Origin of the sequence: Neorhizobium sp. BETTINA12A, from assembly GCF_023006485.1 — a bacterium.
Taxonomy (GTDB): Bacteria; Pseudomonadota; Alphaproteobacteria; order Rhizobiales; family Rhizobiaceae; genus Neorhizobium.
Genome location: NZ_JALBGW010000046.1, coordinates 1 through 22,240, shown reverse-complemented (window position 1 = coordinate 22,240; position 22,240 = coordinate 1). Strand labels below are relative to the sequence as shown.

Sequence of the window (22,240 nt, the reverse complement as noted above, 5' to 3'; positions counted from 1 at the left end):
GCCGAAGGTGAGGCGGCGGAGACACAGTCCCGCCGCCTTTTTGCCATCACATGTTCTTTATTAGACCTGTCCCTGCTTGCTTTGATGCCCGAGTCGGCTAGTTTTTGCCGCTCAACACATCGGAGAGGATTTGGGAATGAGGACAGGCAAGACCCTTGCTATGGCCATGGGGATGGCTGGCGTGATCTTCTTTACCGCCGGGCATGCGAGCGCAATCAGCCCGGCAGCGCCGTTTATCGAACGCCCGGCAAGCGACGTGACGCTGGTCGCAATACCGCGGGAAGTGCCGGAAGAATTCAAGCGCCGCATGGTGCGCTTCTCTTCGACCGAAAAGCCCGGCACGATCATCATCGATACTAACAACAAGTTCCTCTATTATATCGAAGGCCCCAACCGGGCGACCCGCTACGGCATCGGCGTCGGGCGCGAAGGGTTCGGCTGGTCGGGCGTCGTCAATGTCGGCCGCAAGGCGGAATGGCCCTCCTGGACGCCGCCGGCCGAGATGCGCGTTCGTGAACGTCGCGCCGGCCGTATTCTGCCGGCCGTGCAGGAAGGCGGGATCGACAACCCGCTCGGCGCCCGCGCCATGTATCTCTACAAGGGCGGCCGCGACACGATCTTCCGCATCCACGGCACCAACCAGCCCTGGACGATCGGCCTCAACATGTCGTCCGGCTGCATCCGCATGATGAACAAGGATGTCGAGCATCTTTATTCGCGCGCCGACATCGGCACCAAGGTGATCGTCATCGGCCCCGGCAACCGGCAGGGGAAAGTCGATTTCGAAGATCGCGGGATCGACATTTTCGCCACTATTTTCGGCGGTTGAACCACCAAGCAAAGATCCGGAGAGCGGCGAAAGCCGCTCTTTTTCATGGGTTTAGGTTTCGTTAACCATAACTGGCTTAGCTTCGTCGGCGACTGGTGCAAAAAAAGCACAGACCGGCGATGCATCCGCCGCTAAACATTGAGTCATCAAAGAGCCAACGTCCCTCCCTGCAGGCTGATTCATGCGCAAAATTCTTTCTCTCGCCTTCGCATCCACGCTTCTCACCGCTGGTCTTGCTTATATTGCTCCGGCTCAAGCGGCCGACCTGACCCCGGCCAATCCCGCCTATGTCGCCCCCGTCAGCACCGGAGGATTTGAAGTCTCCGTTTACGGCGGCTACGAATTCGCGCCGCATTCCCATGTGGACGTGTCCGACGGACCGGATTTCGCAGCCGGCTGGGATACCAATCCTTTCCAGATGCCCCCCTACTGGGGTGTCCGCGGCACCTACTGGTTCGACGGCGGTGCCCTCTCGAACTGGGGCGTTTCGCTCGATTACACCCACGCCAAGGTTTATGCCGACGACGAAACGATGGCCAAGGCCGGCGGCTGGAGCGTCTTCGAATTTACCGACGGCCTCAACCTCCTGACGGTCAACGCGCTCTACAAGTTCCCGATCGAGGGCAGCCGGTGGACGCCTTATGTCGGCGCCGGTGTCGGTATCAACGTGCCGCACGTCGAAGTGACCCGCGCTTCCGGCCGCACGTTCGAATATCAGTTCGGCGGCGCGACGATCCAGGCCCAGGCCGGCGTGAAGTACCAGCTGACCGAAAAGTGGTCGATGTTTGCCGAATACAAGGGCAACTACTCGTTCGTGGATGTGGATATCGACAGCGGCGCTTCTCTGAAGACCAACATCCTGACGCACGCCATCAACCTTGGCGTCTCCTACAAGTTCTAAGGCTTCGGGCCTTTGACGAAAAAAGCCGGCGATTTCGCCGGCTTTTTTGTTGGGCCTTTTTATCTGGCCGGGATCTCTTCCGGCTTCGGTCCGCCATAGGCCCAGTCCAGAAGCTCCACCGTGTGCAGGATCGGGATTGTGGTGCCGGAGGCGATCTGGGTGATGCAGCCGATATTGCCGGTGGCGATCACGTCCGCCTTGGTGGCCTCGATATTCCTGACCTTGCGGGCCTTCAACTGCTCCGAGATTTCCGGCTGCAGGATATTGTAGGTGCCGGCCGAACCGCAGCAGAGATGCCCCTCCCCCGGGTCGCGGACGGTAAAGCCCGCCGCCTTCAGGAGGGCCTTGGGCGCCATGGTGATCTTCTGGCCATGCTGCATCGAACAGGCGGAGTGATAGGCGACATTGAGCCGCTTCGGCTCCAGCCTCGGCAGGTCGAGCGTCGACAGATATTCGGTAATGTCCCTGGCAAGGCTCGAAACCTTTGCCGCCTTGTCCGCATAGGCCGGATCAAGGCGAAGCATGTGGCCGTAGTCCTTGATCGTCGTGCCGCAGCCGGACGCGGTGATGATGATCGCGTCGAGCCCGCCACTGTCGATTTCGCGCGTCCAGACATCGACATTGCGGCGGGCAAAATCGAGCGCCTGCTCTTCACGGCCCATGTGGTGAACGAGCGCGCCACAGCAGCCCTCGCCCTCCGGCACCACGACTTCGACACCGAACCGGGCGAGAAGCCGCAGCGTGGCGTCGTTGATACCCGGATCAAGTACAGGCTGGGCGCAACCTGACAGGATCGCTACGCGGCCGCGCCTTTCTGCCTCAGGCGCACGAGTGCCGGGGTTTGCGGAATCGGAAACCTTGGCGGCGGATTTCGGCGCGAGATCCAGCATTGCTCCCAACGGCCTTAGCGCCGGAACCCGCTTCAGGAGCGGGGCGAAGGGTCGGCCGAGCCTTGCAAGGCCGAGCGCCGTGCGGAAGCGGGCGGGATAGGGCAGCACCGCGGCAAGCAGGTTGCGGATCAACCGGTCGACCAGCGGGCGCCGGTAGGTGTTCTCGATATGGATGCGGGCATGGTCGACCAGATGCATGTAGTCGACGCCGGACGGACAGGTGGTGACGCAGGCAAGACAGGAGAGACAGCGGTCGATATGGGTGACCACTTCCTCATCCGCCGGCCTGCCGTTTTCCAGCATGTCCTTGATCAGGTAGATACGGCCGCGCGGGCTGTCGAGCTCGTTGCCGAGCGTCACATAGGTGGGACAGGTGGCGGTGCAGAAGCCGCAATGGACGCAACGGCGAAGGATCTGCTCGGATTCGGCCACATGCGGGTCGGCAAGCTGAGCGAGGGTGAAGTTGGTTTGCATTTAGTGGATATCCCTCGCGGAAGCTGCGTGTCGATCGGTGGCACTGCGTCCTGAAGCACACCCCCCTCTGTCCTGCCGGACATCTCCCCCACAAGGGGGGAGATCGAATCGCGGCAATGTCTCGCCAATTTCGACAGCGGTGATGGAGGCGGTATCGGCGCGCCCAGCCGATCTCCCCCCTTGTGGGGGAGATGGCCGGCAGGCCAGAGGGGGGCGCCTGGGCACGACCGAAGACATATTCATCACCCCATCTTCCCCGGGCAAAAAATGCCCGCCGGGTCGAGTTTCTGTTTGACGCGGGCAGAAAGTGCCGCCACCGCGTCCGGCTGTGGCTCAAAAGCCTGCGTCCCCGCGCGCGCCGCATCCGACGCCCGCAGCAGCGTCGCATGCCCGCCGCCGAGAGCACGGATATAGCGGCGCACCAGTTCGGCTTCCGGATCGGCTTCCATGCGCATCCAGACCAACCCGCCCTGCCAGTCGTAGAAGGCATCGACGCCGGTTTCGAGCCGGAGGGCGGCGACGAGCTGGTGGCCCGCAGACGGGGCGATCGAGACGCGCCAGACGGGTTTCAGGGTTCCATCCGAATAGGGATAGACATCGCGGATCTGGCGCCAGAGCGTTTGGCTCTGTTCCGGGCCGAGCCGCGAGACAGGACCGAATGCCTCCATGACGGCAGCGAGCTTTTCGGCGCGCACGGAAACCGACGCCGCAAGGCCTTCAAGCCGCAGGACAGTCGCCTCGCCTTCCGGCAATCCACCGCCGAGGAAACGGAACCGGACGGTCTGCGGCAGGTGGGCGGCGCCCGATACTTCGACCGGCAGCGCCATCGCTGCCGCCATCGCCTTTGCGGCGGCCGCGTCGTCGAGCCCGGAGATGACGATGGTTTCCACCGTCTGCGGCACCGGCAACACCCGAAAAGTCACCTCGGTCAGAAAACCGAGCGTGCCGTGCGAGCCGGCCAGAAGCTTGACCAGGTCGAGGCCGGTGACGTTCTTCATCACCCGTCCGCCGGCGCGGATCGCTTCGCCCCGGCCATTGATGAAACGGATGCCGAGCAGGCTGTCGCGGGCAGCACCGGAGACGAAACGGCGCGGGCCGGAGACATTGGCCGCAAACACGCCGCCGATCGTCGGTTCGCCGAGCGTGCCCATGATGCCGCGATGGTCCATCGGCTCGAACGCCATCATCTGCCGGTTAGCGGCAAGCACCGCCTCGATCTCGGCGACCGGTGTGCCTGTCTTGACCGTCATCACCATTTCCGCCGGCTCGTAGTCGACAATTCCGGAAAGGCCGGTCGAGTTCATCATTTCGGCAGGCTCGGCGGAGTTGCCGAAACCGGCGCGGGTGTTGCCGCCGCACAGCGCAAGCTTCTTCCCGTCGCCGGCGGCATTGCGGATGATATAGGCGGCATCCGTTTCGGAATTCGGGATCAGCGTCATGCGGCGGGCCGTCCATCGAGCGGAAAGACCTTCGACGGGTTGAGGATCCAGCCTTCGTCGAAAGCGTAGCGCACCGCCATCTGCTGGTTGAGGTCAGCCTCCGAATACTGGTGGCGCATCAGGTCGCGTTTCTCGATGCCGACACCATGTTCGCCGGTCAGGCAGCCGCCGGCATCGACGCAGAGTTTCAGGATTTCGTTGCCCGCCTCCTCGGCCCTGGCCGCATCCTCGGGGTCGTTGGCGTTGAACAGGATCAGCGGATGCATGTTGCCGTCGCCGGCATGAAAGACGTTGGCGACCCTGAGCCCGAAACGATCGACGATCTCGGAGGTCTTGTTGAGCACATAGGAGAGCTTGCCGAGCGGCACCGTGCCATCCATGCAAATATAATCGGCGATGCGGCCCGTGGCGCCGAAGGCGGATTTGCGGCCTTTCCAGATCAGCGCCGCCTCGGTCGCCGACTGGCTTTCGCGCACGGTCTTGACGCCGTGGCGCCCGGCGATCTCGACGATCGCCTTCAGCATGGCGTCCATTTCGGCCTCGGAACCCTCGACTTCGACGATCAGCAGCGCTTCCACGTCGAGCGGATAACCCGCATGGGCGAACGCCTCGCAGATCTCGATCGCCGGCTTGTCCATGAATTCGATGGCAACTGGAATGATGCCGGAGCCGATGATATCGGCGACGCAGGCACCTGCGTGTTCGGACGTATCGAAGCCGAACAGGACCGGGCGGGCGCCTTCCGGCTTGGCGATCAGCCGGACCACGGCCTCGGTGACGATGCCGAGCTGGCCTTCCGAGCCGCAGACGAGGCCGAGCAGGTCGTAACCCGCCGCATCCAGATGTTTGCCGCCCAGTTCGATCACCGTGCCGTCAACCAGCACCATCTTCACGCCGAGCAGATTGTTGGTGGTGACGCCGTATTTCAGACAGTGGGCACCGCCGGAATTCATGCCGATATTGCCGCCAATCGTGCAGGCGAGCTGCGAGCTCGGGTCGGGCGCATAGAAAAACCCGTCGATGCCGACAGCTTCGGAAATGTTGAGGTTGGTGACGCCGGCTTGCACGGTGGCGGTGCGGTTGGCGTAGTCGACTTCCAGGATGCGCGACATCTTGGACAAGCCGAGCACGACCGCATCCTCCTGCGGGATGGCGCCGCCGGAAAGCGAGGTGCCGGCCCCGCGCGGCACGACGGGAATGCCATAACGATGACAGTATTTCATCACCGCGGCCACCTGCGCCGTGGTCTTCGGTAGAGCGACGGCAAGCGGCAGGCGGCGGTAGGAGACGAAGGCGTCGGTCTCGAACGGCACCAGTTCGCGTGCCTCATGGACCAGGCACTCGGGGGGCAAAAGCTCGGTCAGGTCGGCAATGATCGCCGCCCGGCGCGACAGCACCGCCTCGCGAGGCTTCAGAAAACTGATCGTATCGGCCACCGGCTCCTCCTAAAGACATTCAACTGGTATACTTTTTTTACCAGTGATACAAGAAGCCCGAACGCCCGGCTGGCATCACCCGATTGGAGACGGCAAAGTTGACGCATGAACTTTTCGCGCCGGTGCCGCATGGTCGAACTGCGGACGAGGTCATCCTGCAGATCGAGAGCCTGATTCTCAACGGCGTGCTGCGCGACGGCGACCGCCTGCCGGGCGAGCGCGAGCTGGCGCAGAGGTTCGACGTTTCCCGGCCGATCCTGCGGGAGGCGCTGAAAGAGCTGGAGGCGCGCGGGCTGCTCACCAGCCAGCATGGCGGCGGCACCTATGTCGCCGATATCGTCGGCCAGATCTTCTCGCCGCCGCTGGTCGCCCTGATCCGCCGGCACCAGCGGGCGGTTCACGACTATCTGGAATATCGTCGCCAGCTCGAAGGCATGACGGCGGAGCTTGCCGCCACCCGTGCGACGGACATCGACAAGCAACTCATCGAGCGCATCCTGGAGACGATGCGCGGTGCTCATCGGGACGGGCGTTTCGAAGACGAGCTGACATCCGACGTCGAATTCCACAATGCCATCGGCGATGCGGCGCATAACATCATTCTCATGCACACCCTGCGCGCCTGCTACCGGCTGCTCAGCGACGGGATCTTTTACAACCGCCGCATCATCTTCAATGTCGGCAGCGCCCATGATGCGGTGATGACGCAGCATGAGGCGATCGGCCAGGCGATACTGGACGGTGATCCTGCCAAAGCCCGAAGGGCTGCGGAAGACCATATCGACTTCATCTCCAAGGTCACCAACGAGGCCGAACGTACCGGCGAATGGAGCCGGGTCGCACAACTCAGGATGATGCAGACCAAAATTTGAGGCGGCTGCTGCGGATTGCCGGACGTCATGCACAGTTACAATTGAACACCTGTGCAAATTTCTATTGACGTGAAACCAAGTGGCCTCACAATGGTTATCGCATCCATGGTTGTTATCCACCGTGATTCTTCTCAAAAAAGCTGCCAGGGGTCGTTAATCCTCGCGCAAGCATTATATTAGTAAAATATCATCCTCTGGAGGACGAAACAGAAATTGGGCTTGATGGATCGGGTTACGAGCAATCTCAGGTTGATGCTGCAGCGGCCGCCGCGGCAGCAATATGCTGCGCTTTGCTACCGGATAAAAAAGAAGCCGGGACAACTCGAGGTTCTTGTTGCGACCAGCCGCGATACCGGCCGCTGGGTCGTGCCCAAGGGCTGGCCGATGACCGACAAGAAAGCTCACCAGGTCGCCGAACGCGAAGCGTTCGAGGAGGTTGGCGTCAAGGGCAAGGTGGAGAAGGAACCGCTCGGTTTCTATCACTACCGCAAGACCCTCGATAACGGCCTGAAGATCCCTGTGCGGGTGCAGGTCCACGCGCTCGAAGTGGAAGAATGCCTGAAAAGCTATCCGGAAAAAGGCTCTCGAACGCTGGAATGGGTTTCCTGTGAAGAGGCGGCGATGCGCGTCAATGAACCGGAACTGAAGATTCTCTTCCTGCAGTTCGCCGAACGAATGCAGCCGCGCGTTCCGCAGCTTGCAATCAAGGCTGCAAGTTAGGTGCTTTGAAGCATCTTCCCAATTCGGCAATATTGCCTTCGCCTGCGCTCGCTATTAAGCGATAGGTATTGATTTCTTCCCCGAGGCGGAGACGGCAGGCAAGTTCCGTTCTCGCGCCTCACTTTTCACCCAAGGATGGAGATATGGGCCAAAGAAGGCCGCGCCTGGCGAAGCCGACGCTCGACAAGGATTTGGAGAAATTCTCCTCCGTGGAGGAAGCCGCCCGACAGATGTCGCGCGGGCTTGCCGCACCGGGAACGGCGCTGCTGTTCATCATCCTCGTCGCCATCTTTGCAGCCGCCTACGTGACGGGCAAACCCGGCGCCGTCGTCGTCATCGCCGCCTCCGGCCTTGCCGCCTATATGGCGATGAACATCGGCGCCAACGACGTCACCAACAATATCGGCGCGGCCGTCGGCGCCCGTGCCATGACCATGGCCTTCGGTCTCGGACTTGCGGCCGTCTTCGAAGTGGCAGGTGCCGTGATCGCCGGCCGGGGCGTCGCCAACACGATCGCCAACGGCATCATGCAGGGCGGCATGATCACCAGCCCAGACGTGCTGATATGGGCGATGATGGCGGCACTCCTCTCGGCAGCGGTGCTGATCAACGTCGCGACATGGCTCGGCGCACCGATTTCCACCACTCATTCGATCGTCGGCGGAGTCATGGGGGCCGGGATCGCGGCCGCCGGAGTTTCCGCAGTGAGCTGGGGAACGATCGCCGGCATCACCGCGAGCTGGGTCTTTTCGCCGATCCTCGGCGCCGTCATCGCCGCCGCCTTCCTGTTCTTCGTCAAGGAAACCATCATCTACCGCGAGGACAAGATCGCCGCGGCGAAGAAATGGGTGCCGGTGCTGATAGGCGTGATGACCGGCGCCTTTGCAGGCTATCTGGCACTGCTCGGGCTGGGAGAACTGGTGGACGTCTCAACGCCGGTCGCGACGCTGATCGCCCTGTTGACGGGCCTCGGCGCCTGGCGCCTGCTGATCCCGGTGATCGCCCGGCAGGCCGAAGGGCTCGAAAACCGCAACCAGTCGCTTCGCACGCTCTTTCGCATTCCGCTCATCCTTTCCGCGGCGCTGCTCTCGTTCGCGCACGGTGCCAACGACGTTTCGAACGCCATCGGTCCGCTTGCCGCCATCGTTTCGGCAGCGCAAAGGGGTATTTCGGCCGGGGTGCACATTCCGCTTTGGGAACTGATCATCGGCGGCCTCGGCATCTCGCTCGGCCTGTTGCTTTACGGCCCGAAGCTGGTGCGGCTGGTCGGCGCCGAAATCACCAAGCTCAATCCGATGCGCGCCTATTGCGTCTCGCTGTCGACGGCACTGACCGTGATCGTCGCATCCTGGATCGGGCTGCCGGTCTCCTCGACCCATATTGCCGTCGGTGCGGTGTTCGGCGTCGGCTTCTTCCGCGAATGGTATACCCGCCATTCCCGCCGCCGCTTCGAATACATGCGGGTGCGGGCCGGCAAGGACCTCGATACCACTGAGCCTTTCGAGCGCAATGACGACGAGCTGAAACGGCGTTACCTGGTGCGGCGCTCGCATTTCCTGAGCATCATAGCCGCCTGGACGATCACGCTTCCGGCGGCCGCCGCCCTTGCGGCGCTGATCGCCACCGCTATGTTCGCGCTGTTCGTCTAAGCTTCGAGGTTTCCATGCGCGCCAATTTCCGAATGCAGAGGCTGTTCATCGAGGCGCCGCTCGGGACCGGTGCCCGTCATGAGGTGTCCTCGGAGCAGTTCAATTATCTCGCCAACGTGCTGAGGATGGAGGAAGGGACAGCGATCCTGCTCTTCAACGGCCGCGACGGCGAATGGAAGGCCAGGATCACCTATCCGACCCGAAAGAAGATCGTGCTGGAAGCAATCGAGGAAACCCGGCCGCAGCCGCCGGCCTCCGACCTGCATTATCTTTTCGCGCCGCTGAAGGTCGGCCGCCTCGACTATCTGGTGCAGAAGGCGGTCGAGATGGGTGCGGGGTTCATCCAGCCGGTGATGACCCAGCATGTACAGGGCAAGATCACCAGCATGGACCGGCTTCAGGCGAACGTGGTGGAGGCCGCCGAGCAGTGCGGCATTTTGTCGGTGCCGGAGGTCGCGCCGCCAAAGAAGCTCGGCGACCTGCTCGACACCTGGCCCCACGATCGGCGCATCATCTTCTGCGACGAAGGCGACGAGGGCCAGAACCCGCTGCCGATCCTTACGGCAATCAAAGAGACAAAGCTGGCGCTGTTGGTCGGGCCGGAAGGCGGATTTTCGGACGAGGAAAGGGAAAGGCTGCGTTCGCTTTCCTTCGTCACCGCGATACCGCTCGGGCCCCGGATATTAAGGGCGGATACGGCCGCGGTCGCAGCGCTCGCAGTCATCCAGGCAGCGGTCGGCGACTGGCGGTGACCCGCTTGACATGACGGCCTTGAAATTCTGAATCTATCTTGAAAGAAATTCACTTGCAGCGCACATCAATCCGGTCCAATCAGCCGGCTATCCGTCTAGATCAGGCATTCCGAGCAAGGTAATTTTCATGGCCCGCGATACGACCGACCAGACACCGCTGACCTCGGTGTCCGAGCTTTCCGCCTACCTGGCGCAGGGAGCTCGGCCGAAGCAAGATTTCCGCATCGGCACGGAGCATGAGAAATTCGCCTTTTTCCGGGCGGACAACAGTCCGGTTCCCTATTTCGGCGATGCCAGCATTTCCGCGCTGCTGAAAGGCATGGAAAAGAAGCTCGGCTGGGAGCCGATCATGGACGGCGAGAACATCATCGGGCTCGGCGAGCAATCCGGCATGGGCGCGATTTCCATCGAGCCCGGCGGCCAGTTCGAGCTTTCCGGCGCACCGGTCGAGAGCATCCACCAGACCTGTCGGGAATCCAACCAGCATCTCGCGGTTCTGCGCGAGATCGCCGAACCGATGGGCATTCGTTTTCTCGGTATCGGCGGCAGCCCGAAATGGACGCTCGCGGAAACCCCGCGCATGCCGAAATCCCGCTACGACATCATGACGCGCTACATGCCGAAGGTCGGCTCAAAAGGCCTCGACATGATGTACCGCACCTGCACGATCCAGGTGAACCTCGACTTCTCCTCGGAGGAGGACATGGCCGCCAAGATGCGCGTGTCTATGAAGCTGCAGTCGATCGCCACCGCGCTGTTTGCGTCCTCCCCGTTCACCGAAGGCAAGCCGAACGGGCTGGTCTCCTGGCGTGGCGATATCTGGCGCGACACCGACAACCAGCGTTCTGGCGTGCTGCCCTTCGTGTTCAGGCAGGATTTCGGTTTTGCCGACTATGTGGAATGGGCGCTCGACGCGCCGATGTATTTCGTCGTCCGCGACGGCAAGTATCACGACTGCACGCATGTCACCTTCCGCCAGTTCATGAATGGCGCGCTGAAAGGCGAGATCAAGGACTGGGAGCCGACCATGGGCGACTGGACCAACCACCTTTCCACCCTCTTCCCCGACGTCCGCCTGAAGCGTTTCCTCGAAATGCGCGGCGCCGACGGCGGCCCGTGGCGGCGGATCTGCGCGCTGCCGGCGTTCTGGGTCGGCCTGCTTTATGACGACACCGCCCTTGCCGATGCCGAGACGCTGACGGCCGACTGGACGGTCGAGGACGTCATCGCCATGCGCGATGCCGTGCCGGCGAAGGGCCTGAAGGCTGAAATCAAGGGCAAGTCGGTGCTCGACGTCGCCCGCGAGGCGGTGGCGATCTCCAAGGCGGGTTTGAAGGCGCGGGCGCGGCTGAACGGCGAAGGCCAGGACGAAAGCATCTTCCTGCAACCGCTTGACGAAGTGCTTGCCAAGAAGACGACCATGGCAGACGACCTGCTGTCTCTCTATCACGGCCGCTGGCACGGCTCGGTCGAGCCGGTGTTCGAGGAATACCAATACTGACCAGATTGAGATCGGTTCTAAAAACCGGTTTCCGTTCAGCACTTTCCGGATATAGTGGTGCATCACCCGAACCGGAAAGGATTCTCTCCATGCTGCCACTGTTCGACATGATGCTCAGAGCTCAGGACGGCGCAGGCATGGAGGCGATCGCCAAGCAGTTCAACCTGGCTCAGGAACAGGCTACCCAGGCAATGGCGGCGCTGATGCCCGCCTTTTCCTCGGGGTTCAAGCGCACCAGCGCCAATCCTTACGACCTCACCTCGCTGATGAGCAGCATGGTGTCCGGCGCCTATGCGAAATATTTCGAGGACCTGACCAAGGCCTTCACGCCGCAGGGCACGATGGACGGCAATGCCGTACTCGAAAAGCTGTTCGGCTCCAAGGAAGTTTCCCGCGCGATCGCGGCCCAGGCCGAGCAGCTCACAGGGATCGGCCAGGAAGTCTTCAAGAAGATGATGCCGGCCATGGCCGACACTCTGATGGGCGGGCTGTTCAAGCAGATGAGCGGACAGCTGACCGGCGCCAACGAAGCGTTCGCCGCCTCGCCGATGGGACAGATGCAGCAGCAATGGCTGGAAAGCATGGGGTTGCAGCCGAAGGCGAAGCCGCAGTCAGCGGCCAATCCCTTCGACAATCCCTTTGCCCAGGCGATGCGTTCCATGTGGGGGCTCGACAAGCCGGAACAACCGCAGCCTTCAACCGGCAACCCGTTCGCCGACAATCCGTTTGCCAAGGCTTTCCAGGACATGATGGGCGGCGCCTTCTCGAGCCCGAGCAGCACGGCCGCCCCTGCACCGGAAAAGCCCAAGGACGCACCCGCGGCCGAGGCCAATCCCTATCGCGACGTGCTGAACAACATGTTCGACAGCGGGCTTGAAGTGCAGAAGAGCTACCAGAAGAACATGGAAGCGATCTTCGACACCTATCTGCGCAATGGCACAGGCGCCAATGCCGAGCCGGCGGCGACGCCTGCCGCTCCGAAGCCTTCCAAATAAAAAAAGCCCGGCACGGATCGACCGGCCGGGCAAGCAGCAGGGCTATTGGCTATCACCCTGCGGGGAAAAGGTCAGGCAAGATCAGCGATTGGCCGGTCTTGCAAAGCGATGCCGCGCACGCTCACGAGCGGAGCGCGACAGGAGCAGAGACGGATCGTCCAGCACGCCGGACTGATTGAGCGCCATCACCACATCATGCCGTGTGATGCCGATATCGTTGAGCTGGCGGTCGTCGAGATCATGGAGGCGATTGCTCGCCAAACGATTGCGAAAGGCACGCCACACGGATTTCGTTCGCAGCATCACGACAGCCAGACGGCCTTGCGTGCCGCGCTCCTCGTGAACCAGATCGAGTTCAGTTCCGCAGTCGGTCGTGCTCATTGGTCTATCCTTTCGCAGGCACGAGAAAGGCCGTCCCTTCCGTGGAGGTCCGACGGAAGGGCTGCCCGGGTGGGCGCTCAGGGAAGAAGCACCCTTCGATTTTGATTTGCGATCCCCTTATCGCGGAAAACCTATTGATCAGTCCAACGAATGTTTCTAATGATTAGCATCAACCTCTCTGATGGGTCACTCTCATGTCCGCTCCGCTTGATATCGACCAGCTGCATACCTTCATTTCCATCGTCGACACCGGCAGTTTCACCAGGGCTGCCGATCGAGTGTTCAAGACCCAGTCTGCAGTTTCGATGCAGATGCGTCGGCTCGAAGAACGGATCGGCAAGCAGCTGTTTGCCAAGGACGGCCGCGGCAACCGGCTGACGGCCGAGGGTGAGAAGCTCCTGAACTATGCGCGGCGCATCATTCGCCTCAATAACGAGGCGATCGCTGCCTTCGACGACAACCGTCTCGAAGGCACGCTCCGCATCGGCACACCGGACGACTATGCCGACCGCTACATGCCCGAGATCATCGGCCGTTTTGCCAAGACGCATCCGAATGTCGAACTCTATATCGTCTGTGAGCCCTCGGTCAGCCTTGCCGAGAAGATGGCGCGTGGTGAACTCGACATTGCGCTCGTCACCCATAACCCGCGCCAGCGGATTTCCGACGTGGTGCGCACGGAGCCGCTCTGCTGGGTCGGATCAGCCAACCATCCGCTGAAGGACGACGCGCCGGTGCCGCTCGCGGTCGGTCGCCGCGATTGCCTGTGGCGCCAACTCGCCTGTTCGGCGCTCGATGCGGACGGACGCGAATACCAGGTCCTGTTCACGAGCTGGTCTTCGACCGTCGTCGCAGCCGCGGTGCTTGCCGGCATGGCCGTCTCGGTGCTGCCGGAATCGGCGCTCAGGACCGGCATGAAGGTGCTGGCCGCAGCCGACGGCTTCCCGCCGCTTCCGCCGGTGCAGATCGGCATCATGAAACGGCCGGGGCTTTCGCCATCGCTGATGAATGCCATCACCGACCACATCACCGCCTGTCTCGACAACATCTCGCCGGCGGTCATTCCGGACGATCTCGACGGAGAGGCCAAAACGTTCCAGCGCATGCCGCGGGCCCGGGCCGTACAGGTGATGCCGGGGTGGTAAGGGTCACGAGTTCGGCCTTGCCTTCCCGTCACCGGTCGCGCTAAATCGCCCTGTTCTCAGGGCGGGGCGAAACTCCCCACCGGCGGTAGGCGGCGCGAGCCGTGAGCCCGCGAGCGCCTTCCGATGGAAGGGTCAGCAGATCAGGTGCGATGCCTGAGCCGACGGTCACAGTCCGGATGAAAGAGAACGGACGTGCAGCACCCGCATCCCGCGGGTGCTACGGACGTGCGTGATCGCCTTGGGTGCCGTGTCGTAACCTGAAGGAGATTCCATGACACACACCCGCTTCGCTTTCGTCAAAGCAAACTGGCATTCCGAGATTGTCGATAAGGCTCTCGAAGGCTTCCTCGAGCTCATGCCGAGCGAAAACGTCGATATCTTCGACGTGCCCGGCGCCTTCGAGCTACCGCTCATGTCGCGCGATCTGGCGGCGACCGGAAGATATGCCGCGGTCGTGGCCGCAGCGCTGGTCGTCGACGGCGGCATCTATCGGCACGATTTCGTGGCTTCGGCGGTGGTCGATGGATTGATGCGCGCCGGCCTCGATACGGGAGTACCGGTCCTGTCGGTGTCGCTGACGCCACATCATTTCCAGGAGACCGCGCACCACAAATCGATATTCAGCGCGCATTTCGTCGAGAAGGGACGCGAGGCCGCCCGGGCGGCCCAGATGATCGTCGATACGCGGCAACGCATCGCCGCCTGACGCATAGGCGCCAAAAACAAAAGCCGGGGCTGGACCCCGGCTTCCCTATTTATTGCAACGTTTATTGCAACGCCCAGGCGCGAGCACCGCCGGCTTGCGGACCTGCGACCGGATTACGCCAGATTCCTCTTGAAGAACGCCACCGAGCGGCTCCAGGCAAGATCGGCGGCCGCCTTGTCGTAGCGGGCGGACGACGTATCGTTGTTGAAGGCGTGGTTGGCGCCGTCATAGACGAAGATCTCGAAGGTCTTGCCGTTCTTTTCGAGCGCTGCCCTGAAGGCCGGGATGCCGGCATTGATGCGCTCGTCGAGCCCGCCGTAATGCAGCATCAGCGGCGCCTTGATGGTGGGCACGTCCTCAGCCTTCGGTTGGGCACCGTAATAGGCGACGCCGGCGCTGAGGCTGGGTGACTTCACGGCCAGATTGTTAACCGCACCGCCGCCCCAGCAGAAGCCAATCGCACCGACCTTGCCGTTCGCGCCGCTAATGCCGGCGAGATAGGCGCGGCTTGCCTCGCCGTTGGCCGAAACGTCGTCGGGCTTCAGCGAGGAGAACATCTGCCGGGCCTGTTCTTCATCCGCCGGCGTACCGCCCTGGGGCGCCAGGAAGTCGACTGCGAGCGCATTGAAACCCTCCAACGCCATGCGGCGGGCAACGTCCTTGATATGGGCGTTGAGCCCGCGGTTCTCGTGGATGACGAGGACGCCGCCGCGCGTGCCGGAGGCATTCTTGGGTTTTACGAGATAACCCTTCATCGTCGCGCCGCCGGCGCCCGGATATGTAACGTCCTCCGTGGTCAGCCGGTCGTCATTGGCGGCAATGATATCGGCCTTGGCAGAACTGACGCCGATCAGGGGCGCAATCGCCGCGGCAGCTGCACCGGAGCCCGCAAGCTGAGTCAGCTTCTCCATGAAGCGACGGCGGTCCAAAGTCAGGTGCGTGTATTCGTCATAGGCGTCGATCATCGCCTGAGTGATCTTCGGGGTCTCGTTGTCCATGACTATTCCTCCGTAGCGGACTGTATGACGAAGAAATCTACAACGAGGAGCTTTCACTTGCAGATGAAACACTGAGTGATCCAAGTGTTGGATATTACACTTGTTCGTGAGCTCGTTTTGAGCGGACGAGCCCGCCGGGATTGTGACGGGCTCATCCGATGGCTCGGCAGATCGCGGCGGTGCGGCCGTTCATTCTCGCCTCGCCCGCCTGTCTCGATAAACATGGCGAACGCTGGCCAGGCTAAAGCGTCCTAGTTCAGAGCCAGCCAGACCGCGAGCCAGACCCACATCGCCATCACCGCAAAAAAGCCAGCCATGAAGAGCGGGCGGCGATAACGCAGCCGGTTGCTGGTGAGGTGGACGTAGGAATGCGCATATCGGGACAGGACGAAGATCCAGGCAAGAGCGACCGTGCCGCCATTGTCTGCAGTCGAGACGTACAGCACGAGGCAGGCGGCGTAGAACAGGACCGGCAGTTCGAACTGATTCTTGAGGTTGTTGTGGACGGCCAGGCTTTCCGGTGGCTCCCTATGGTTCTCACGGAATTCACCGGCTTCGACACTGCCTGCCCGGACGGCCAGATACCGCTTCCTCGACAGCAGCCAGTAGAGAAAGAAGACCAGCGCGGCATGCGCGATCATTGGCCAAAGCGTCGCATCAGTGGAAAGCATCGGTTCTCCTCATTTTCATCGGGGGAACCAGATAACGCGGGCTCTCCTGTACGCAAATGGCGCCGGTTGACCGGCGCCATGTAATCTCATCCATAGCTGCGGGTCATTGCGGGGTCAGGTTCTCGGTGCCGGAACCATCCTTGCCGGAAATGGTCCAGGCGCCTTCCAGCGATCCGTCGTCATTGACCTTGTAGACGACGAGGCCGACCGCCTTGCCGAGCACATAACCGGCAGCGAAGGAATCGCCATAAAGCATGCAGATCCCGCTCGACGTGGAGGAACCGGTCTTCCACTCGATCGAGCAGGTCGTTTCGCTGGTCAGCGCGATCTTCGCGGTTCCCTTGTAGGTGGAACCATCGAGGTTCGTGCCCTCGACCTTATACGTACCTGCGCGAACGGTTTGCGCCTGCGCAGGCGTCACGAATGCTGCGCCCAAGAGGAGCGCGCAAGCCAGAAACTTCTTCATGTTTACCCCCGAAAAATTCTCCCGTCGGCACAATCACCAACGTTCGTTATCTAGCAGGGAATCACGAAAGAAATAAGCGCCCGGGCCATCGCGACAGGGCATCGCGACCGGCATCCAACTGACTTTCTTGAAACACCGGGGGGAAGGGGCAATAACCCCTTTCCCCCGACGGATGTCAGGCCCCGGAGCCCGGATAGTTGGGGCTCTCGCGGGTGATCGTCACGTCATGCGCATGGCTTTCGCGCAGGCCCGCGCCGGAGATACGCACGAAAGTGGCGCGCTCCTGGAATTCCTTGAGATTGGCGCCGCCGACATAACCCATGGCCGCCTTCAGGCCGCCGCCGAGCTGGTGCAGCACGCCCGAGACCGGGCCCTTGTAGGGGACCTGGCCTTCGATGCCTTCGGGAACGAGTTTCAGCGTGTCGCGCACTTCCGCCTGGAAGTAACGGTCGGCGGAACCGCGGGCCATGGCACCCACCGAGCCCATGCCGCGATAGGCTTTGAACGAGCGGCCCTGGTAGAGATAAACTTCGCCCGGGCTTTCGTCGGTGCCGGCCAGCAGCGAGCCGATCATCACGGCGGACGCACCGGCGGCGATCGCCTTGGCAAGGTCGCCCGAGAACTTGATGCCGCCATCGGCGATGACCGGGATGTTCTGCGCCCGTGCCGCTTCGACGGCCGACATGATCGCCGCGAGCTGCGGAACGCCGACGCCGGCGACGATACGGGTGGTGCAGATCGAGCCCGGGCCGATGCCGACCTTGACGGCATCCGCGCCGGCATCGATCAGCGCCTTGGTGCCGTCGGAGGTCGCGACATTGCCGGCCATGACGCGTACGTGGTTGGAGATGCGCTTGACGTTGGTAACGGCGTCAAGCACGCGCTGCGAATGGCCATGGGCCGTATCGACGACCAGAAGATCGACGCCGGCCTCGATGAGACGTTCGGCGCGCTCGAAACCATCGTCGCCGACGCTGATCGCGGCTGCGGCCCGAAGGCGCCCTTGCGCATCCTTGGAGGCATTTGGGTTGAGCTGCGACTTTTCGATGTCCTTGACGGTGATGAGACCGACGCAACGGCCTTCGCCATCCACCACAAGCAGCTTCTCGATGCGGTGCTTGTGCAGCAGACGCTTGGCCTCGGTCTGGTCGACGCTGCTTTCCTTGACCGTGATCAGGTTCTCACGGGTCATCAGCTCGTAGATCTTCTGAGCCGGATCGGAGGCGAACCGCACGTCGCGGTTGGTGAGAATGCCGACCAGCCGGCCCGGAACGTGGCCGCCGCCGTTTTCGACCACCGGAATGCCGGAAATGCTGTAGGACTTCATCAGCGACAGCGCGTCGGCCAGCGTCGCATCCGGACCGATCGTCACCGGGTTGACGACCATGCCGCTTTCGAATTTCTTGACCTGGCGGACCTGTTCGGCCTGTTCGATCGGGGTCAGGTTGCGGTGGATGACGCCGATGCCGCCTGCCTGTGCCATGGCGATGGCCAGCCGGCTTTCCGTCACCGTATCCATGGCCGAGGAGATGATCGGCAGGTTGAGTTCGATATCCTGGGCGATGGTGGTGGCGATATTGGTCTGGCCCGGCATGACTTCGGAATGGCCGGGCTGCAGGAGCACGTCGTCGAAGGTAAGCGCATCTGCGCCGGTTGCGGTTTCAATGATGCGTGCCATTGCCAAATTCCTTCGATCTAGAAAATGCGGGATGCGCTCAGGAACGACTCTATACGTCCCGACGCTCCGGCAACAATTGCTTGGAAGTTGGCGAGGGCTGGTAACACGTTCATGACAAGAAGGGAATAGCAAAAACCCGAGAGGTGTTTCTCCCGGGTTTTGATCGCTTTCCAGCACAATCAGATGTCGAACTGGTAACTCTTCGGCACGAAACGGTAGCCGGTCCCCTGCTTTTCGACGAAACCGACCGCCGGGAACGGCATGTGATAACCAAGGAAGGCGACCTTTTCCGCGGCGATCATGTCGAAGACCTTCTTGCGGGTGGCCGCTCCCTGCGCCTTGTCCATGTCGAAACGCACTTCCCATTCGGGCCGCTGCAGCGACAGGACGTAGTGGTTGGCCGTATCGGCGGTCAAAACCAGACGCTTGCCCTGCGACTCGATATTGAAGATCAGCATGCCCGGCGTATGGCCCGGCGCGAGCATCGCGGTAATGCCGGACGTCACCTCTCCGCCGTCTTTCAGGAAGGCCATCCTTTCGGCAAGCGGCTTTACGTTGGCGAGCACGCTCTTCTGATTGCCCTCTGCCGGCGTGCCGGCGCGGGCGCTATCGGTCCAGAAGTCGTATTCCACCTGGCCTGCGACATAACGCGCCTTCGGGAAGGCAGGCCTGCCGTCTTCCATGATGCCGCCGATGTGGTCGCCATGCATGTGGGTGATGACGATGATCGAGATATCTTCCGGCATGTAGCCGGCGGCGGCAAGCCCCTCGACCAGGCGTCCAGCCCCCTGGGCATGAGCCGCCTTGCCGAGACCCGTATCGAACAGGATGACATCGCTGCCGGTATCAATGAGCGTCGGGGAGAAGCTGTTGACGAACTGGTCCGTGGGCAGAAAATTCTGGCTCAGCAGCGTTGCAAGCGCTTCGGCTGGCTGATTGAGGCCGAAGGTTTCACCGGGAGCGCCGGAAGGACGAGCGCCGTCCTTCACCACCAGAACCTGAAATCCGCCGAGCTTGAATTTATGAATGTCCGGCGGGATGACGCGATCGATTGCCAACTGCTGCTTCTCCTGGGCAAAAACCTCAGCATTGATGATTGCCGGAGCGGCGAGGATGCCCAGACCGGCCGTGCCGATGAGGGTGCGCCGTCCGATACCTGAATTCGCCATGATTTAACTGCCTCCTGGAATTGCCGCCAGACCCCTGGGTCCGATACGCAGGGAACATAACCGCGGCTCACGATGAGAAAATCCGATCTCACGCAGACGTGACCCAAAACGTGAAATGGTGAGATTCTCCAATTGGCAGACCGGATCAACAGGTCTATGGACTGCCCTTAATCCCCGCCCGTCGCAGGCCCCCTCATGAACCGCATCGTTCCCCTCATTCTCGCCGTCGCCCTTTTCATGGAGCAGATGGACTCCACCGTCATTGCAACGGCACTTCCGGCGATTGCCGCGGACCTGAATGTCGGTCCGATCACGCTCAAACTGGCTCTGACTTCCTACATGGTGGCGCTCGCCATGTTCATCCCGATCAGCGGCTGGATGGCGGACCGCTTCGGCGCCAAGCGGATATTCCGTGTCGCGATCATGGTTTTTGTCGTCGGCTCGATCTGCTGCGCGTTCTCGTCCGATCTCTTCCAGTTCGTGCTGTCGCGCTTCCTGCAGGGCATGGGCGGGGCGATGATGACGCCGGTTGCGCGCCTGGTTCTATTGCGTACCACGAAGCGCAGCGAGCTCGTCTCGGCCATGGCGCTGCTTACCATTCCGGCGCTGGTCGGGCCCCTCACCGGGCCGCCGATCGGCGGTTTCATCACCACCTATTTCACCTGGCACTGGATCTTCCTGATCAACGTGCCGGTCGGTGTGCTCGGCATCTATCTCTCGACGATCTTCCTGCCGGACATAGAGGCCACCAATCCGCCTTCGATCGACTGGCGAGGATTTTTCCTCACCTCGGTTACCGCCGCCGGTACGGTCTTCGGGCTTTCGGTCATCGGCCTTCCGGCATTGCCGCCGGCCATCGGCATTACCGCGACGGCGCTCGGGCTTGCGGCCGGCGTCGCCTATGTCGTCCATGCGCGCAGCCACCCCGCCCCGATCCTCAACCTCAGGCTCTTCAAGGACGACGCATTCCGGGCCGCGAGCAGCAGCGGCACGCTGTTCCGCATCTCGACCGGCGCCATTCCATTCCTGATGCCGCTGATGCTGCAGCTCGGTTTCGGCCTCAACCCGTTCCAGTCAGGCCTCATCACGTTTGCGGGCGCGCTCGGCGCGCTGATCGTGAAGTTCGCAGCCCGCCGCGTCTTTGCAATGACCGGTTTCAAGATGACGCTGATCGTTTCGGGCCTACTCGGGGCGGCGACCACGGCGGCAAACGGTTTTTTCACGCCGGAGACGTCGCACGCGCTGATCATCGCCTTCCTGCTGATGTCGGGCGTCTGCCGTTCGTTCTTCTTCACCGGCTCGAACGCACTCAGCTATTCCGAGATCAGAGACGAGCAGGCGAGCCAGGCGACCTCGATCGCCTCCGTCCTGCAGCAGATCAGCATGGCGCTCGGCGTCGCCTTTGCGGCCTTCATCCTCGAAGCGTCGGCGGCGGTCACCGGCACGCATCTGCAGCTCTCGGACTTCCACCTGGCATTCTTCCTGGTGGCGGCTCTTTCGCTGCTCGCCGTCCTGCCGCTGCTGAGGCTGGACCCGGCGACGGGCTCCGCCGTCTCCGGCCACCGGGCCGGCAGGATCCAGCCGGAAGCCGGCGAATAATCAGGCCCGATCGTCCAGGTCGGCGTCTTCGGCCTCGGCGTATTCGATGTCCGCATCCTCCATCCCGGTCTCCTCCATCTCGGTTCCCGGGACAGTCTCGCCGGCCCTGCGGCCCTTGAAATGCTTGGCGAGCAGGAACATCTCGACCGATTCCTGGCGCGACGCACCCGGCTTCACGTGGATGACCTGCTTGAAATTCTGCTTCAGCATGTTGAGCAGGTCGCGTTCGGTGCCGCCCTGGAAGGTCTTGGCGAGGAAATGGCCACCCTCGCCGAGCACCTCGACGGCGAAATGCGCCGCCACCTCGCACAGATGCATGGTGCGCAGGTGATCGGTCTTCTGGTGGCCGGTGGTCGGCGCCGCCATGTCCGAAATGACCAGGTCCGGTGTGCCGCCGATCGCTTCCATCAACAGGCGCGGCGCTTCCGGATCGAGAAAGTCGAGCTGCAGGATCTTGACGCCGGCGAGCGGCGCCATTTCCAGAAAATCGATCGCTGCGACGCGGATATCATCATCGGTCGAACCGGTGACATTGGCGGCGATCTGCGACCAGCTTCCCGGCGCAGCACCCAGATCGATAATCCGGCGGGCGCCTTTGAGGATCTGGTGCTTCTCGTCGATCTCCAGAAGCTTGAAGGCCGCGCGGGCGCGATATCCTTCGAGCTTGGCGCGCTGGACATAAGGGTCGTTGATATGACGCTCGAGCCAGCGCCGCGACGACGCCTTGAGCTTGCCCTTCTTGACCTTCTGGCCGAGCTTGCGGCCGGTGCGATTGCCGCTACCGGGGGATTTGGAGGGTGGTTTCGTCATCGCCTTGCTCCAGCCTCATCCTGTCCGCCGGCACCCGGATTGCCCGCCTGGTTACCCCCTGGGCGGCGCGGCCGCACTCGGCGCCACACGCCGTCATCGGCCATCATGTCCGTCAACAGGCCCTCGCGCAGGCCTCGGTCGGCCACCCGCATGCGCTGG

21 protein-coding genes and 1 riboswitch are annotated in these 22,240 nt (G+C 62.3%); of the genes, 11 read left to right on the top strand and 10 right to left on the bottom strand.

Annotated elements, in window-relative coordinates; all coding sequences use genetic code 11:
- Positions 1-136: 136 nt before the first annotated feature.
- Both MOV61_RS14035 and MOV61_RS14030 read left to right on the top strand, forming a co-directional pair.
- Positions 137-829 carry a L,D-transpeptidase gene (locus MOV61_RS14035; RefSeq protein ID WP_247036361.1) on the top strand — a complete coding sequence of 231 codons (693 nt, stop codon included), beginning with the start codon at positions 137-139 and terminating at the stop codon, positions 827-829.
- 181 nt (positions 830-1,010) lie between these two features.
- Positions 1,011-1,730 carry an outer membrane protein gene (locus MOV61_RS14030; RefSeq protein WP_038540142.1) on the top strand — a complete coding sequence of 240 codons (720 nt, stop codon included), beginning with the start codon at positions 1,011-1,013 and terminating at the stop codon, positions 1,728-1,730.
- A gap of 59 nt (positions 1,731-1,789) precedes the next feature.
- Here MOV61_RS14030 and glcF read toward each other — a convergent pair whose 3' ends face one another.
- From glcF to MOV61_RS14015, 3 genes are all read right to left on the bottom strand, one after another.
- Complete coding sequence (gene glcF, locus MOV61_RS14025) at positions 1,790-3,094, bottom strand: glycolate oxidase subunit GlcF (RefSeq protein WP_247136997.1); 1,305 nt, start codon at positions 3,092-3,094, stop codon at positions 1,790-1,792.
- Between the two features lie 242 nt (positions 3,095-3,336).
- Positions 3,337-4,533, bottom strand: a complete 1,197-nt coding sequence (locus tag MOV61_RS14020) for an FAD-binding protein (RefSeq protein WP_247136996.1) — start codon at positions 4,531-4,533, stop codon at positions 3,337-3,339.
- Complete coding sequence (locus tag MOV61_RS14015; protein WP_247136995.1) at positions 4,530-5,969, bottom strand: FAD-linked oxidase C-terminal domain-containing protein; 1,440 nt, start codon at positions 5,967-5,969, stop codon at positions 4,530-4,532. Before MOV61_RS14015 ends, MOV61_RS14020 begins: the two co-directional genes overlap by 4 nt.
- Positions 5,970-6,067: 98 nt before the next feature.
- Between MOV61_RS14015 and MOV61_RS14010 the strand changes: the two genes are divergently transcribed.
- The 6 genes from MOV61_RS14010 (at position 6,068) to MOV61_RS13985 (ending at position 12,458) form a co-directional block, all read left to right on the top strand.
- Positions 6,068-6,841, top strand: coding sequence for a FadR/GntR family transcriptional regulator (locus MOV61_RS14010; protein WP_247136994.1), 774 nt, complete (start codon positions 6,068-6,070; stop codon positions 6,839-6,841).
- Positions 6,842-7,054: 213 nt separating this feature from the next.
- Positions 7,055-7,561 carry an NUDIX hydrolase gene (locus MOV61_RS14005; protein ID WP_157885071.1) on the top strand — a complete coding sequence of 169 codons (507 nt, stop codon included), beginning with the start codon at positions 7,055-7,057 and terminating at the stop codon, positions 7,559-7,561.
- A gap of 143 nt (positions 7,562-7,704) precedes the next feature.
- On the top strand, positions 7,705-9,210 hold the full coding sequence (locus tag MOV61_RS14000) for an inorganic phosphate transporter (RefSeq protein ID WP_247136993.1): 1,506 nt from the start codon (positions 7,705-7,707) through the stop codon (positions 9,208-9,210).
- Positions 9,211-9,224: 14 nt separating this feature from the next.
- On the top strand, positions 9,225-9,962 hold the full coding sequence (locus MOV61_RS13995; protein WP_247136992.1) for a 16S rRNA (uracil(1498)-N(3))-methyltransferase: 738 nt from the start codon (positions 9,225-9,227) through the stop codon (positions 9,960-9,962).
- A 127-nt stretch (positions 9,963-10,089) separates the two neighbouring features.
- The gene (locus tag MOV61_RS13990) at positions 10,090-11,463 is read left to right on the top strand and encodes a glutamate--cysteine ligase (protein ID WP_247136991.1); all 1,374 of its coding nucleotides are present in this window, start codon (positions 10,090-10,092) and stop codon (positions 11,461-11,463) included.
- Between the two features lie 89 nt (positions 11,464-11,552).
- Positions 11,553-12,458 carry a DUF937 domain-containing protein gene (locus tag MOV61_RS13985; RefSeq protein ID WP_247136990.1) on the top strand — a complete coding sequence of 302 codons (906 nt, stop codon included), beginning with the start codon at positions 11,553-11,555 and terminating at the stop codon, positions 12,456-12,458.
- Positions 12,459-12,539: 81 nt separating this feature from the next.
- On the opposite strand, the gene MOV61_RS13980 is transcribed toward MOV61_RS13985, so the two are convergent.
- The gene (locus MOV61_RS13980; protein WP_038540110.1) at positions 12,540-12,839 is read right to left on the bottom strand and encodes a DUF1127 domain-containing protein; all 300 of its coding nucleotides are present in this window, start codon (positions 12,837-12,839) and stop codon (positions 12,540-12,542) included.
- Between the two features lie 194 nt (positions 12,840-13,033).
- Between MOV61_RS13980 and MOV61_RS13975 the strand changes: the two genes are divergently transcribed.
- Both MOV61_RS13975 and MOV61_RS13970 read left to right on the top strand, forming a co-directional pair.
- Entirely contained in the window at positions 13,034-13,984 is a 951-nt protein-coding gene (locus tag MOV61_RS13975; protein ID WP_247136989.1) for a LysR substrate-binding domain-containing protein, read from the top strand.
- 48 nt (positions 13,985-14,032) lie between these two features.
- A riboswitch (FMN riboswitch) is annotated at positions 14,033-14,176 on the top strand.
- 79 nt (positions 14,177-14,255) lie between these two features.
- Positions 14,256-14,690: a 6,7-dimethyl-8-ribityllumazine synthase gene (locus tag MOV61_RS13970; protein ID WP_247136988.1), complete on the top strand. Its 435-nt coding sequence runs from the start codon at positions 14,256-14,258 to the stop codon at positions 14,688-14,690.
- Between the two features lie 113 nt (positions 14,691-14,803).
- Here the strand turns inward: MOV61_RS13970 and MOV61_RS13965 are convergent, their stop codons facing one another.
- The 5 genes from MOV61_RS13965 to MOV61_RS13945 form a co-directional block, all read right to left on the bottom strand.
- The gene (locus tag MOV61_RS13965) at positions 14,804-15,688 is read right to left on the bottom strand and encodes a dienelactone hydrolase family protein (protein WP_247136987.1); all 885 of its coding nucleotides are present in this window, start codon (positions 15,686-15,688) and stop codon (positions 14,804-14,806) included.
- 251 nt (positions 15,689-15,939) lie between these two features.
- A complete protein-coding gene (locus MOV61_RS13960) occupies positions 15,940-16,359 on the bottom strand; it encodes an MAPEG family protein (RefSeq protein WP_247136986.1) in 420 nt (139 codons plus the stop codon).
- Positions 16,360-16,462: 103 nt separating this feature from the next.
- Positions 16,463-16,825: a hypothetical protein gene (locus tag MOV61_RS13955; RefSeq protein WP_247136985.1), complete on the bottom strand. Its 363-nt coding sequence runs from the start codon at positions 16,823-16,825 to the stop codon at positions 16,463-16,465.
- 175 nt (positions 16,826-17,000) lie between these two features.
- Positions 17,001-18,503, bottom strand: a complete 1,503-nt coding sequence (gene guaB, locus MOV61_RS13950) for an IMP dehydrogenase (protein ID WP_038540090.1) — start codon at positions 18,501-18,503, stop codon at positions 17,001-17,003.
- 179 nt (positions 18,504-18,682) lie between these two features.
- Positions 18,683-19,672 carry an MBL fold metallo-hydrolase gene (locus MOV61_RS13945; RefSeq protein ID WP_247136984.1) on the bottom strand — a complete coding sequence of 330 codons (990 nt, stop codon included), beginning with the start codon at positions 19,670-19,672 and terminating at the stop codon, positions 18,683-18,685.
- A gap of 195 nt (positions 19,673-19,867) precedes the next feature.
- On the opposite strand from MOV61_RS13945, the gene MOV61_RS13940 reads away from it, so the two are divergent.
- Positions 19,868-21,271, top strand: coding sequence for an MFS transporter (locus MOV61_RS13940; protein ID WP_247136983.1), 1,404 nt, complete (start codon positions 19,868-19,870; stop codon positions 21,269-21,271).
- Here MOV61_RS13940 and MOV61_RS13935 read toward each other — a convergent pair whose 3' ends face one another.
- Entirely contained in the window at positions 21,272-22,081 is an 810-nt protein-coding gene (locus MOV61_RS13935) for an RlmE family RNA methyltransferase (RefSeq protein WP_247136982.1), read from the bottom strand.
- Positions 22,082-22,240: the final 159 nt, after the last annotated feature.